General features: G+C 62.0%; 17 protein-coding genes. 6 read left to right on the top strand and 11 right to left on the bottom strand.

Going from position 1 to position 12,693, the window contains the following annotated elements; translation table 11 throughout:
- Window positions 1–31: 31 nt before the first annotated feature.
- From OVA07_RS07330 to OVA07_RS07305, 6 genes are read right to left on the bottom strand one after another with little or no spacing between them, the layout of a single operon-like run.
- A complete protein-coding gene (locus OVA07_RS07330) occupies window positions 32–649 on the bottom strand; it encodes a hypothetical protein (RefSeq protein WP_268170806.1) in 618 nt (205 codons plus the stop codon).
- A gap of 59 nt (window positions 650–708) precedes the next feature.
- Window positions 709–1,884, bottom strand: coding sequence for a GNAT family N-acetyltransferase (locus tag OVA07_RS07325; protein ID WP_268170805.1), 1,176 nt, complete (start codon window positions 1,882–1,884; stop codon window positions 709–711).
- On the bottom strand, window positions 1,847–2,623 hold the full coding sequence (locus tag OVA07_RS07320) for a glycerophosphodiester phosphodiesterase family protein (RefSeq protein ID WP_268170804.1): 777 nt from the start codon (window positions 2,621–2,623) through the stop codon (window positions 1,847–1,849). Before OVA07_RS07320 ends, OVA07_RS07325 begins: the two co-directional genes overlap by 38 nt.
- On the bottom strand, window positions 2,595–3,062 hold the full coding sequence (locus tag OVA07_RS07315) for a RidA family protein (RefSeq protein WP_268170803.1): 468 nt from the start codon (window positions 3,060–3,062) through the stop codon (window positions 2,595–2,597). Before OVA07_RS07315 ends, OVA07_RS07320 begins: the two co-directional genes overlap by 29 nt.
- A complete protein-coding gene (locus OVA07_RS07310) occupies window positions 3,059–3,688 on the bottom strand; it encodes an HAD family hydrolase (protein WP_268170802.1) in 630 nt (209 codons plus the stop codon). The genes OVA07_RS07315 and OVA07_RS07310 overlap by 4 nt, the downstream gene beginning before the upstream one ends.
- Window positions 3,685–3,891, bottom strand: coding sequence for a DUF3572 family protein (locus tag OVA07_RS07305; RefSeq protein ID WP_326493112.1), 207 nt, complete (start codon window positions 3,889–3,891; stop codon window positions 3,685–3,687). Before OVA07_RS07305 ends, OVA07_RS07310 begins: the two co-directional genes overlap by 4 nt.
- A gap of 146 nt (window positions 3,892–4,037) precedes the next feature.
- Here OVA07_RS07305 and OVA07_RS07300 point away from each other — a divergent pair, with 146 nt between their 5' ends.
- Window positions 4,038–4,400, top strand: a complete 363-nt coding sequence (locus OVA07_RS07300) for a response regulator (protein ID WP_268170801.1) — start codon at window positions 4,038–4,040, stop codon at window positions 4,398–4,400.
- Window positions 4,401–4,403: 3 nt separating this feature from the next.
- Here OVA07_RS07300 and OVA07_RS07295 read toward each other — a convergent pair whose 3' ends face one another.
- Window positions 4,404–4,991 (bottom strand): Pycsar system effector family protein, encoded by a 588-nt coding sequence (locus OVA07_RS07295; RefSeq protein ID WP_268170800.1) that lies wholly within the window; start codon window positions 4,989–4,991, stop codon window positions 4,404–4,406.
- A gap of 155 nt (window positions 4,992–5,146) precedes the next feature.
- On the opposite strand from OVA07_RS07295, the gene OVA07_RS07290 reads away from it, so the two are divergent.
- From OVA07_RS07290 to OVA07_RS07280, 3 genes are read left to right on the top strand one after another with little or no spacing between them, the layout of a single operon-like run.
- A complete protein-coding gene (locus OVA07_RS07290; protein WP_268170799.1) occupies window positions 5,147–5,386 on the top strand; it encodes an acyl carrier protein in 240 nt (79 codons plus the stop codon).
- Window positions 5,387–5,392: 6 nt separating this feature from the next.
- Window positions 5,393–6,592 (top strand): serine palmitoyltransferase, encoded by a 1,200-nt coding sequence (gene spt, locus OVA07_RS07285; protein ID WP_268170798.1) that lies wholly within the window; start codon window positions 5,393–5,395, stop codon window positions 6,590–6,592.
- Complete coding sequence (locus OVA07_RS07280) at window positions 6,592–7,386, top strand: GDSL-type esterase/lipase family protein (protein ID WP_268170797.1); 795 nt, start codon at window positions 6,592–6,594, stop codon at window positions 7,384–7,386. The genes spt and OVA07_RS07280 overlap by 1 nt, the downstream gene beginning before the upstream one ends.
- 153 nt (window positions 7,387–7,539) lie before the next feature.
- Here OVA07_RS07280 and OVA07_RS07275 read toward each other — a convergent pair whose 3' ends face one another.
- Genes OVA07_RS07275 through OVA07_RS07260 form a run of 4 tightly spaced genes read right to left on the bottom strand, consistent with a single transcriptional unit; the run spans window position 7,540 to window position 10,586 of the window.
- Complete coding sequence (locus OVA07_RS07275; RefSeq protein WP_268170796.1) at window positions 7,540–8,079, bottom strand: pseudouridine synthase; 540 nt, start codon at window positions 8,077–8,079, stop codon at window positions 7,540–7,542.
- Between the two features lie 6 nt (window positions 8,080–8,085).
- Window positions 8,086–9,243, bottom strand: a complete 1,158-nt coding sequence (locus tag OVA07_RS07270; protein ID WP_268170795.1) for a cupin domain-containing protein — start codon at window positions 9,241–9,243, stop codon at window positions 8,086–8,088.
- Between the two features lie 31 nt (window positions 9,244–9,274).
- Window positions 9,275–9,976 carry a glutathione S-transferase family protein gene (locus OVA07_RS07265; protein ID WP_268170794.1) on the bottom strand — a complete coding sequence of 234 codons (702 nt, stop codon included), beginning with the start codon at window positions 9,974–9,976 and terminating at the stop codon, window positions 9,275–9,277.
- Window positions 9,945–10,586 carry a YqaA family protein gene (locus OVA07_RS07260; protein WP_268170793.1) on the bottom strand — a complete coding sequence of 214 codons (642 nt, stop codon included), beginning with the start codon at window positions 10,584–10,586 and terminating at the stop codon, window positions 9,945–9,947. Before OVA07_RS07260 ends, OVA07_RS07265 begins: the two co-directional genes overlap by 32 nt.
- Window positions 10,587–10,820: 234 nt before the next feature.
- On the opposite strand from OVA07_RS07260, the gene OVA07_RS07255 reads away from it, so the two are divergent.
- On the top strand, window positions 10,821–11,324 hold the full coding sequence (locus OVA07_RS07255; protein ID WP_268170792.1) for a hypothetical protein: 504 nt from the start codon (window positions 10,821–10,823) through the stop codon (window positions 11,322–11,324).
- The gene (locus OVA07_RS07250; RefSeq protein WP_268170791.1) at window positions 11,317–12,648 is read left to right on the top strand and encodes a DNA-packaging protein; all 1,332 of its coding nucleotides are present in this window, start codon (window positions 11,317–11,319) and stop codon (window positions 12,646–12,648) included. The genes OVA07_RS07255 and OVA07_RS07250 overlap by 8 nt, the downstream gene beginning before the upstream one ends.
- Window positions 12,649–12,693 lie beyond the last annotated feature (45 nt).

The raw sequence follows: 12,693 nt of genomic DNA, 5'->3' as shown, positions 1-12,693 counted from the left end.
CGCCGCATCAGCGTCTCAGACCCTCAATGGCTCAGACAGAGCCGCGACGGCCAAGAATGGGCGACATTTCGCCAGCCATCTGATCCTCGATGAAAGAGAGCAGCGTGCTTTGAACCGAGGAAACACCGATGACCTGAACGATCAGGTTGCCGGGAATATCTTTCGGCCAGTAATTCAGATGGAGCGCAAAAGTTGCGGGATGCGCCTCAGTCAGATGCTGGCGTATTCTTTCCGCAACCTTCTCTGACTTGCCAATATACAGGCAGCGGCTGTCCGCGCACCGCTTGCGCTTGTTGACGCGCGCAAATGCCCGGCGCTCGGCAACGGGAAGTGCCTTGTTGCGCACCTTATTGCCATCCACAAATTCATGCACGCGCTGCAACGGAACGTGCTCGTCAAAGCCAATGGCATAAACGGCCATCTGCTTGCGGCCCAGCCGCGCCACGATGGCATCACAATGCTCTTCCATTTTTGGGCTGCCAATGTCCGACATCGGGATGACCCATTCGACCGGCTCGATCAGCGTGCCATTGTCCAGCTCATCAGCCATCGTTCTTAGCGATGCGGCAGTCCGGGCAATCAGATCAGGAAGCGCGGGCGATTCCCCATCGGCGCCCGGTTCGACATTCAAAGAAGAAGCTTGGTTCATGGCGGGGCATTATGGCGTAACGGTCACTGCCGCAAGGTCCGCCGCCGCACGGCTCTCCCTCACCCCTTCCTGAACGGCGTCCGCTGCCCCAGCACCATCTGATCCTGCGCAATTCCGGCGCGCTCCCGCTCCAGAAAATCCGCCACCGCGCGGCGAAATCCGGGGTCAGTGATGTAGTGGGCGGACCACGTTTGCACCGGTTCATATCCGCGCGCCAATTTATGCCCGCCCTGTGCGCCCGCCTCCACGCGCGACAGACCCATGGCGATGGCAGCGTCTATCGCCTGATAATAGCAAAGTTCGAAATGCAGGAACGGCTTGTCCACCAGCGCGCCCCAGTATCGGCCATATAGCGCGTGGCCGCCGATAAAGTTGATCGCACCCGCCACAGCCTGCCCATCGATAAAGGCCAGAACCAGCAGCACCTTGTCGGCCATGCGCTGCCCGATCAGGTCAAACGCTTCGCGCGTCAGATAGGGGCGGCCCCATTTGCGCGCGCCGGTATCCTGATAGAACAGCCAGAAGGCATCCCAGTGTTCAGGCCGGATATCCGCCCCGGTAAGCTGGCGAATCTCCACCCCGTCCTGCGCCCGCGCGCGTTCCTTGCGCAGGTTCTTGCGCTTGTCGGATGACAGCACGGCGAGAAAATCGGCAAAGCTGGCATAGCCGCGATTTTCCCAGTGGAACTGGATATCGTTGCGCAACAACCAGCCCGCCGCTTCGAACAGCGGCACCTGTTCGGGCGCAATGAAGGTCGCGTGGGCAGATGAAAGCTCGTTCGCTTCGCACAACTGCTCGACCGTGCGCAGCAGCGGTGCAGCCAGCTCAGGCCGGTCACCCAGCAGCAGGCGCGGCCCGGTGGCAGGCGTGAACGGCGCGGCAATCTGTAACTTGGGGTAATAATCGCCACCCGCACGGCTCCACGCATCCGCCCAGGCATGGTCGAACACATATTCGCCCTGGCTGTGCCCTTTAAGATAGGCAGCCAGCGCGGCGGCGGCCTCGCCTGCTTCATCCTCGATCACGATGGGCAGGGGTGACCAGCCACTGCGCCCACCGACAGATCCCGATTCTTCCAGCAAAGCAAGGAAAGCGTGGGAAACGAACGGGTTGTCGTCGCCCGCCAGCCGGTCCCACGCCTCGGCAGGAATATCGGATACGGCCTGATGGATGCGCGCGGTCAAAGTCACGCCTGCGTTATGGCTCCACCCCGGCACCTTCGGCAATAGGTCCATCGGCACAGTCTGCCGCCCTTGCCGCAAGGTCAGGTGACCGCACCGTCCATGTCAGCACCGGGAAACCGCGCTTCCTTTGGCTGGCCACGAACTTGCTGGGCAAATCACGCACATCCCAAGCCAGAAACTGCGGCTTTGCCTGCCAGAACGCCAGTTGCAGCTTTAACCGCGCGGGCAAGGTGCGATTGCCATTCTCGGTCACCACCAGCCCACGCGCGATGCGCGGTGAATGGCGCGAAAACCAGCGGCTGACGCGCGGATCGAAGCTCATCACCGCCACCTGTCCGCGATAGCCTTCCAGCGCGCGCCGCACCGCAAGACACAGCGGCGCAGTGCGGATTTCACGCTTTGATTTCAGTTCGATCAGCAGCGGCGCGCGGCCTGCCACCTGCTCCAGAAACGCGCTCAGCGTGGGGATGCAATCGGTGCCGCCGGAAAGCTGGATCTTGGCCAGTTGTTCGGCGCGCAGGTCGATCACCTCGCCGGTATGCGCGGTCAGCCGGTGCAAATCCCAATCGTGGAACACCACCGCCTGCCCGTCTGCCGTGCGCTGCACATCGCATTCGATACCCAGCCCGCGATCGATCGCCAACGCAAACGCAGCGGGCGAGTTTTCAGGCACACCTGCCCCATGCAGGCCCCGGTGGGCATAAACCCTGCCTCGCAGCCAGCCGACCCGCGCCTCGTCCGGCGCAGGTGCCAGCCAGCGGTCAAGCAGGGCGAACAGCAACGACAGCATCGATTTCCACCGCAGCGCCCAGCGGCAGGGCCGGAACGCTTACCGCGCTACGCGCATGTTTGCCCGCATCGCCAAACACCGCCACCATCAGTTCGGACGCGCCATTGGCGACCTTGGGCTGGTCGGTGAAATCACCGGTGGAATTGACGAATGCGCCCAGCTTCACCACCCGTTCAACCCGATCAAGGGATCCCAGAGCGGCCTTGACCTGCGCCAGAATCATCAGGCCACAAGCCTGTGCAGCGGCGTTGCCCGCCTCAAGGCTGATATCTTCGCCAAGTCGCCCGGTTACCAGCTTGCCGTCAACGAACGGAAGCTGGCCCGAAACGTGCAGCAACCCGCCCACTTCAACCGTAGGCACATAGGCGGCCACCGGGGCGGCGGCCTGCGGCAGCGCCAGTCCCAGTTCGGCCAACTTTGCTTCAACACTATTCGTCACGCATCTTCTCCGTGAATTTGTTCGAGTATCCAGGGCAGCGCCGCTTCCCACTGGTCAATCCGGGCATGGGCATGGCCTGCCTGATGCGCGCAATCGATGTGCGGCGCTAGCAAAGGTTCGCCGCACAGGTGCAGGCGGATCACGTCCGGCGTCAGTTGCGAAACCGAATCGTGGTGCTGCGGCAAGTCATCGATGAACAGCGCCCGGCTGGGGTTGTATTCGTCCAGAATCGCTTTCAGCGCCGGGCCTTTCGGCCCCTGATTGGTGAACACGCGGGCGTTGATTCCCACATCGGCCAACTGGCGCGCGCGGGTTTCGCGGCGATGATCGTTCAGATTGGTCAGGATCACCACGTCGGCATGTTCGCCAATGGCGTTGACCCCCGCCACCGCGCCCGCAATCGCCTGCTGGCGGTGCATTTCGGTGTCGAAAAAGCGGTTCAGCAGGTTCCAGATCTGCTCTGGCGGGACAAGGCTGCCGTCCTTGGCAAAGCGCATGGCCTTGGAAAAATCGGCGCTGTCCATCTTGAACGACACGCCTTCCTTTTCAGCCAGCCAGTCGCGGAAAGGCGCGACCATGTGCAGCAGCACCTCGTCGCAATCGCTGACGATCAGGGGGCGGCTCATGCAAGATCCTTTCGCGCGGCGACAATCGCCTGCGGAGAGATGTCGAGCGCGAAAGCCGCGTTGACAAGGTCCGCCTCGTGATTGGCAAGAAAATCGAGGACTGCACCCAAAATGGAGCTATCTGCGAGGCCTGCACGCAATTCGTCAGGCGTAAGCCCGGTCAGGCCAAGGAATCTTTCCGCCCGGTCGCCGTCGGAAAGCACCCAGCCGAGCGCCTGCAGAGCAAGCGACGCCGCATCGGGTGTTGAGGATGGCTCTCGGATGATTGTCAGGGCCTTTCGGTGGGCATAAGGGACGCTAAGGTGCAGTTAGGTGCCGTTCGGGAACGGGTTAAAGGTCGGGCTGGTCAGTGGCAAAAAGAATTATGGTTGTCGAGGACAACGACCTCAACCGCAAGCTGTTCTGCGATCTGTTGCGCGCCAACGGGTTTGAGGTTGAACCGGTTGCTGACGGGCGCGAGGTGATTGAAAAAACGCGCCTTTTCATGCCGCATCTGGTCATCATGGACATCCAGTTGCCCGAAATTTCAGGGCTGGACCTGATCGTGGCGATCAAGGCCGATGACGAGTTGAAAAGCATCCCCATCCTTGCCGTCACCGCCTATGCCGGAAAGGGCGACGAGGAATCGATCCGCGACGCCGGGGCCGAGGGATATCTGGCCAAGCCGGTGTCGATCGGCCCCTTCATGGTGGCGGTGAACAAGCTGCTGTGATGGTCAGGCAAACTTGGCGGCATATTCCACTGCAAAGGTGATGGCCGTCAGACACAGCCCCGCCATGAAGCTGCGATAAGCATACGAAAGATAACGGTATTTCTTGCGCTGCAAGACCTGCCCGTTCTGGTAGATGTCATGCAGCATGGTGCGAAAAATAGTTTCGTCGGCGCGCAGATCGGTCAGGATGGATTCGGTCCATTCACCTTCGTCCATGTGGGTGAAATAGCCGAAAAACAGCTTGTTGGGCTTGCCATCGTTCAGCCGCGTGGCCTTTGGCCCGCTGATCGACGGCAGCACCGTGAACACCGCGCACATCGCTGAAACGAAAGCGAAAAACGCAAGAACGCCCAGCGACCACGGCATCGCCCCATTCTTGGCCTGCCCCACCGCGATGGTGAACACCACAAATGTCGCGCCCATCAGGATAGACGCCTTGGAATCCGCCATCTGGCTCAGTGACAGATTGATCTGCTGGCTGGTGCGGACAAGGTGGATGGCGTGGTTGGAAAAGCCCGATGGCGAAGGCACCGAAGGCGTGGCCCGGATAGCGTCCGGCGCTGGTTCAGGCTGCGTTCCGGTATCTGCCACGAGACTCCCCTCTCCCCGATTACGGCAATTCGCTGTAAACGGGGGATGACACAGGGCGGACGCGCTTGACAATGGCAGATAAAGGCCGCTTTTCCGCCGCAATCGTCTGGCAGGGGCCAAAATCGCCCCTGGCCTTGCATATTGGAGTTTGAGACATGGACCGCGCCGCCACCGCCGCAAAGATCGCCGAACTGGTCGAACCCTTCAACAAGAAGGGCATCGAAGTGACCGAGGCGACCACTTTTGCCGGCGACCTTGAGTGGGACAGCCTGACGGTGATGGATTTCGTGGCCGCGATCGAGGACGAATTCGACATCATCATCAGCATGAACCAGCAGGCCGAAATCGAAAACTATGGCCAGCTGATCGACGCGGTGACGAAGCTGCAGGGATAAGACAAAATGACTGATCTTTTCAGCAAGTTCGACCCGCTGATCGAACAGCGCCGCGCGCTTTTGGCAGGCGGTGTGGAAGACCCGTTCAATCTGGTGATGGAACGGGTGATTTCCCCCACGGTGGCCGTGTGCAACGGGCGCGAGACGATCCTGCTGGGCACCTACAACTACATGGGCATGACGTTTGACCCCGACGTGATTGCTGCGGGCAAACAGGCGCTGGACGATTTCGGTTCGGGCACAACCGGCAGCCGCGTGCTGAACGGCACTTATGCCGGGCACCGCGCCTGCGAAGATGCGCTGAAGGAATTCTATGGCATGGACCATGCCATGGTGTTTTCCACCGGGTATCAGGCCAATCTTGGCATCATCAGCACGATGGCCGGCAAGGGCGATTACATCGTTCTGGACATCGACAGCCACGCATCCATCTGGGACGGCTGCAAGATGGGCGATGCCGAAGTGGTGCCGTTCAAGCACAACGACATCGAAGCCATGGAAAAGCGCCTGAAGCGCATTCCCGAAGGCGCGGGCAAGCTGGTCGTGCTGGAAGGCGTCTATTCGATGCTGGGAGACATTGCCCCGCTGAAGGAAATGATCCGCGTCGCCAAGGAAAACGGCGCGATGGTGCTGGTGGACGAAGCCCATTCGATGGGCTTCATCGGTCCCAACGGGCGCGGCGTGGCCGAAGATCAGGGCTGCCTTGAAGACGTCGATTTCGTGATCGGCACATTCTCGAAATCGGTCGGCACGGTCGGCGGTTTCTGCGTGTCCAACCACCCGAAGTTCGAAATTCTGCGGCTGGTCTGCCGCCCCTATGTGTTCACCGCCAGCCTGCCGCCCAGCGTGATGCACACCGCCGCAACCAGCATCCGCAAGCTGATGCACGGGCAGGCCAAGCGCGATCACTTGTGGGAAAATTCCAAGACGCTGCACAAGGGCCTGCGCGACAAGGGTTTCACGCTGGGCACGGACGAGCCGCAGAGCGCGATCATCGCGGTTATCATGCCCGATCTGGAACGTGGTGCGGCGATGTGGGAAGCGCTGCTGCACGAAGGGCTTTACGTCAATCTGGCGCGCCCGCCAGCGACCCCTGCGGGCATGACGCTGCTGCGCTGTTCGCTGTGCGCCGAACACTCGGCCGATCAGGTGCAGACCATCATCGGCATGTTCGAACGCGCCGGAAAGGCCGTGGGGATCATCTGATGCGTAGCTTGATCGCAGCAGTGCTGGCGCTGGTGGCGACACCAGTGCTGGGGCAGACCCGCCCTGCCCCGGCTGCCGTAACGCCGCCCGGTGAAGGCATGATCGACAAGCCATGCCCCGCCGATATGCGCGGCATGAACTTTGCCCACCCCTATGTCCGGCAGAACGACTGGGCATGGGAATGCCGCTATGCCGAGGCCGACAAGCAACTGGCGGCGGCCCCGCGCGTGGTATTCATCGGTGATTCGATTACCGAAAACTGGGTGGGCCTTGCGCCGACGCTGTTTGTCAGCGGGGCTGTAGGGCGCGGGATCAGCGGACAGACCAGCCCGCAGATTCTGGTGCGGTTCTATCAGGACGTGGTGCGGCTGCGCCCCAAGGTGGTGCACATCATGATCGGCACCAATGACCTTGCCGGAAACACCGGCCCGAACAGCGCCGAAATGTACACCAACCATGTGGCGGCGATGGTTGATCTTGCGCGCGCAAACGGCATTGCTGTGGTGATCGGCAGCATTCTTCCCGCCGCGAAATTCCCGTGGAAGCCGCAGCTTGCGCCAGCCAAGCAGGTGGTCACCCTGAACACTTGGTTGAAGGATTTTGCCAAGGCGCGCGGCGCGGTATTTGCCGATTATCACACCGCGCTGGTCAATGCCGAAGGCGGGATCAATCCCGATCTGGCACCTGATGGTATCCACCCCAACGCCAAGGGCTATGCGGTGATGGAGCCAATTGCCAAAGCCGCTATTGCCGAGGCGGAAAAGCTGGGCAGGACATCCGCAGCGCGGCGTTGAGTTCCCTGCCTACGTCGCGCCGGACCTGATCCGGGGCAGGGCGTTTTCTGGCGAATGCCGTGGGCGCCGTAAGGTTGCTAAAAGGAAGCCTCACCCCGGATCAAGTCCGGGGCGACGAAGGTGGTGGGAGTCCTTAGGACTTTATCGCCAGCTTCAAGCCTCGCGCCATTCGCCCGGTGGCAGGCCGTCCAGCGTCCAGTCGCCTATGCTCCAGCGGACAAGGCGCAGGGTGGGGTGGCCGACGGCGGCGGTCATGCGGCGGACCTGGCGGTTGCGGCCTTCGCGGATGGTCAGGCGCAGCCAGGTGTCGGGCACGGTTTTGCGGAAACGAACCGGGGGATCGCGCGGCCAAAGTGCGGGCGGATCGATCCGTTCAGCCTGTGCGGGCAAGGTCATTCCGTCTTTCAGGCGCACACCGCGACACAGGGCGGTGATCGCGGCTTCATCAGGTTCGCCTTCGACCTGCACCAGGTAGGTCTTGGGCGTTTTGTAGCGCGGGTTGGCAATCTGCGCTTGCAGACGGCCATCATCGGTCAACAGCAGCAGGCCTTCGCTGTCCAGATCGAGTCTTCCTGCGGGGTAGATGCCGGGGCGGTCGATATAGTCTGCCAGCGTCGGGCGGACCGGGCCGGTGCTTTCGTTGGTGAACTGGCACAGCACACCATAAGGTTTGTTGAACAGGATCAGTGCCATGGCGGCTTAATCCTCTTCGCCATCATCGAAGGCAAGGCTGCCCTGATTGATCAGCGTGACCAAGAGTTCGACAGCGGATGACGAAGCGGCGAGAGCCGGGTCAGCTTCGAGCGTAGCATTGGCGCAGATTTGCATGGCAAGGTCGGCAGTTTCGCCTGTGCAATCAAAGCTTTGGCCATCGGCGAACAGGGTTATGCCGCCCGTTGCCTGACGGATGAAGGCAAAGCGGCTGGCGGGATTGCACAGCAAAGGGATGCCCTGGGCGAGGCTGTCCTGCACGGTTTCAGGCGTGGCGAGGTCTTCGGGGCGCCAGTCGGCTTCGGCATATTTGGGTTGGCTGTTGAACGTGCCGAACCAGCGGGCGAAATCGGCGCGGTTGGACAGCGATTCCAGAACCATTGCGTGCAGACGGTCGAGCGAAGCTGCCGTGATTTCGCCGGGGTGAGGTTGCGCGGCAAGGTCGGGATCGGCGTAGCGATCATCTTCAGCCATGCGGTCAACCTGATGATCGGCCCAGCCTTCGACTAGTTCGGCGCGAGAAGGCGCGCGGAAGCCGACCGAATAGGTCATGCAATCATCACCCACGGCCACGCCATCATGCGCGAAGCCGGGCGGGACATAGAGGATGTCGCCCGGTTCCAGCACCCATTCGTCGGTCGCTTCGAAATCTGGCAGGAGGCGCAGGTCTTCGTGCGGCAACAGCGGGGTTTGGGCATTGCAAACCGGGCCAACACGCCAGCGGCGGCGGCCAAGGCCCTGCACCAGAAACACGTCATACTGGTCATAATGCGGGCCAACGCCGCCGCCATTGGTGGCATAGCTGACCATGACATCGTCGATACGCCAATCAGGCACGAACCGGAACGGTTCGATGAGCGCGGCGACATCGGGCACGGTATGATCGACCGCCTGCACCAGCAGCGTCCATGCCTCTTTGCCAAGTTCGCCAAAGCGTGCTTCGGGCAAAGGTCCGCTTTCCATCTTCAGCGCATCGCCATCGCGCACGATCAGGCGCGATTCGATGCCTTCTTCGCAGGCGAGGCCGGCCAGTTCATCGGGTTCGAGCGGGTTTTGCCAGTCGTTCCACGGGTTGCGGATCAGCAGCGGGCGCTTCTGCCAGTGATTGCGCAGGAACTGGTCGATATCGAAATGGGCGAATTGCATGGTGTGCCCATGCGCCTGCTGGCGGTTCGTGTCAAAGCTGCGCAGCCAGCGCACGCTGATAGGCGGGACGGGATTTCAGGCGCTGGAAATAGGCCCGCAGGGGTTCGGAAACAAATTCTTCGAGGCCGACCGACAAGGCGAGCATCACGGCATAGCCGACCGAAATGTCAGCCATGGTGAAGCGGTTTGCAGCGACATAGTCTGCCCCCATCAGGGTTTCGGCATTGCGCAGGCGCGAGCCGAACCATTCGGCATAGTCGCGGGCAATTTCGGGGCGGCGATCTTCAGGCCGGGCGAAGACGGCATAGCGCAAGTGGATGGTCTGGGGGAATGTGAGCGTGGCTTCGCCCATGACGAGGAAGTTGAGATAGGCGGCATAGCCCGCCTCATGCGGAGCGACGGCGAGATCGGAAGGGCCGTACTTCGTGGCGAGGTAGTGCGGGATGGCGACGCTTTCGGTCAACCGATGGTCACCATCGAACAAGACCGGGATCGTGCCCAAGGGGTTGATGTCGTGCATACCTTCATACCGTTTGCGCGGGGGGAACGGCAGGACATACAGATCATATGGCAAGCCCAGTTCCTCCAGCGCCCACAGCGCGCGGAAGGAACGGGCATCTTTGCAATGATAAAGCGTCAGCATCGCGGCGATGTTGCCAGTCCCAACACCCAGCGCAAGGGCGTTGGGTTGACCGATGGGATCAGGCGGCGCTGGTGATAGCCGTCTGTTCACACTTGGTTTTGGTTTCCGATCCACCACTGCCGCCGAGCATGGTGGCAGCCACGAAACCGCCGACCACGAGCAGGACGAAGCCGATGGTGACGAGGCCCAGATACTTGTCGATGAAGCGCTTGATCGGGGCACCGAACAGGCGGAACAGCACACCTACGATCATGAAGCTGATCGAGCGGCTGACCACGCTGGCAAGGATAAACGGTACCAGCGGCATGGCGATGAAGCCTGCGGTGATGGTCAGCAGTTTGAACGGGATGGGCGTGGCACCCTTGAGCATGATGATTTCCACGCCGTATTCGCGCAGATAACAAGCCGCCTTGGGGAAGCTTTCCGTCAGGCCAAGCGCGGCGAGAAGCTGCGTGCCGACGGTATCGTACAGGCCATAGCCGATGGCATAGCCGAGCATGCCGCCCACAACGGAAGCCACGGTGGCGATGGCCGCGAATCGGACCGCTTTTTTGGGTTCAGCAAGGCACATCAGGCCCAGCAAGGGATGCGGCGGGATGGGAAAGAAGCTGGCCTCCATGAACGCGAACAGCGCCAGCCACCATTCGGCATGGGGGTGCGCGGCCTTGGCCATGGTCCATTCGTAGAGGCGACGGAGCATCGGTTATCCTGCTGTTGTTGCGGTGCCGCATTTACGGGAGCAGCATCAATTGCGCCAGCGGAGATGCAGTTAACCGGATTGGCACTTTTTGATTGACATCGTCACGCTTATTCGGTACATAACAGGAACATCGCGAAAGACCGAGTCGCTCCCGCCGATCGAGAGGACGGGCGTTTCGCGAAGCCTTCGACAGTTCCTGATACTTCACACCCAGACTAGCGAGGATGGTCACCCATGACCAAGCCGACACGGCCTGTGCGCACTGCAAAGGCGCGCACGAAGATTTGCGCCGCGCTTGCGGCCAAGGAGACGAAGAACAACCGCCACTGGCAGGGCGAATTTCTGGCAGCGCTGGCCGAAACATCGAATGTGACGGCAGCATCGACCACCGCGGGGGTCCACCCCACCCGCCCTTACAAGCTGAAGCGGGCGGACAGCGACTTTGCCGCTCGCTGGCGCGAAGCTTTGTGCGAAGGGTACGACCTGCTGGAAATGGAAGTGCTGCACCGGTTGCGCTTTGGCGAGCCGAAGGACGGCGAGCACAAATTCGACAACGCCACCGCGCTGCGTCTGCTTTCGCAACACCGCGAAACGGTAGCGCGGGAACGGGCACTCCGCGAAAATACCGACGTGGAAACAGTGCGGGCATCGATCCACGCCAAGCTGGCCAGAATGCGCGAGGAAGTGCTGGCCCGCCGACAAGCCGCCGCCGAGGACAAGGGCGGCGCGGATGGATAGCAAGAGCGATCTGATCGATTGGATGCTGGAGGCGAGCGAAGACGAGATCAACGCCTTGGCAGAGGGTTTCACCGAAAAGGAGCGTGCCGAATGGCAGTATGATTGGCAGGTCTGGGGGCGCCAGAGCCAGCGTCCGCCGCAAGGTGACTGGCGCATATGGCTGGTGATGGCCGGGCGCGGGTTTGGCAAGACACGGCTGGGCGCGGAATGGGTTCTCCGACAGGCCGAAGCCCACCCCGATGCGCGGATTGCGCTGGTGGGCGCATCGTTGCACGAAGCGCGCACGGTGATGGTGGAGGGCGAAAGCGGGCTGTTATCAATCGGTGCGCCATGGCGGCGGCCGATCTATGAAAGTTCCGTGCGGCGGCTGGTTTGGCCCAACGGGGCGCAGGCGTTTCTCTATTCCGCAGGGGAGCCGGAAAGTTTGCGCGGGCCGCAACACAGCCATGCCTGGTGCGACGAAATTGCCAAGTGGGATGGCACATCGAACCGCGCAGGCGCGACGTGGGACAACCTGCAGATGGGAATGCGGCTGGGCGATGCCCCTCGCCTTGTCGCCACCACCACGCCAAGGCCGGTGCCGCTGGTCACGCGCATCCTTGCCGAAGGCGAAGCCAACGGTGTTGTGCTGACGCGCGGGAGCACGTTCGACAATGCCGTCAACCTGCCCGCCCGGTTTGTGGCGGCGATGCGGCGGACGTTTGGCCGCACGTTGCTGGGTCGCCAGGAACTGCATGGAGAGATGATTGAAGAACTTGCGGGCGCGCTGTGGAACCGCGCGCTGATTGAACGGACGCGCGAGGCGGCAGCTCCGGCGATGACCCGCGTGGTGATTGGCGTGGACCCGCCCGCCAGCGCGCAGGGCGATGCCTGCGGGATTGTGGTGTGCGGTATTGGCGACGACCGGATTGCGCGGGTGCTGGCGGATTGTTCGGTGGAACAGGCCAGCCCCGAACGATGGGCGAGAGCGGTTGCCGATGCGGCGCGCGTCTGGTCTGCCGACCGGGTGGTGGCCGAGGCCAATCAAGGCGGAGAAATGGTTTCGGCGGTGCTGCGTGCAGCCGAAACCACGCTGCCCTTGCGATTAGTCCATGCCAGCCGGGGCAAGTCTGCGCGCGCTGAGCCGGTGGCGGCGCTGTATGAAGCGGGGCGCGTGCGCCATGCTGGCATGTTTGCCCGGCTTGAGGATGAACTGTGCGGGCTGATGCCCGGCGGCGAATATCAGGGACCGGGGCGTTCGCCAGACCGCGCCGACGCCTGTGTCTGGGCGCTGACCGAGCTGATGCTGGGGCAGCAGGCACAACCGCGCATCTGGTTTGACTAATCGGGGTAGGTTGAGAGGCTTTCCTTAACAGGCCCTTCCCTGGCC

Origin of the sequence: Novosphingobium sp. SL115 (assembly GCF_026672515.1) — a bacterium.
Taxonomy (GTDB): Bacteria; Pseudomonadota; Alphaproteobacteria; order Sphingomonadales; family Sphingomonadaceae; genus Novosphingobium.
Note: the sequence above shows the minus strand (reverse complement) of the source record. Positions and strands in the feature narration are given on the sequence as shown.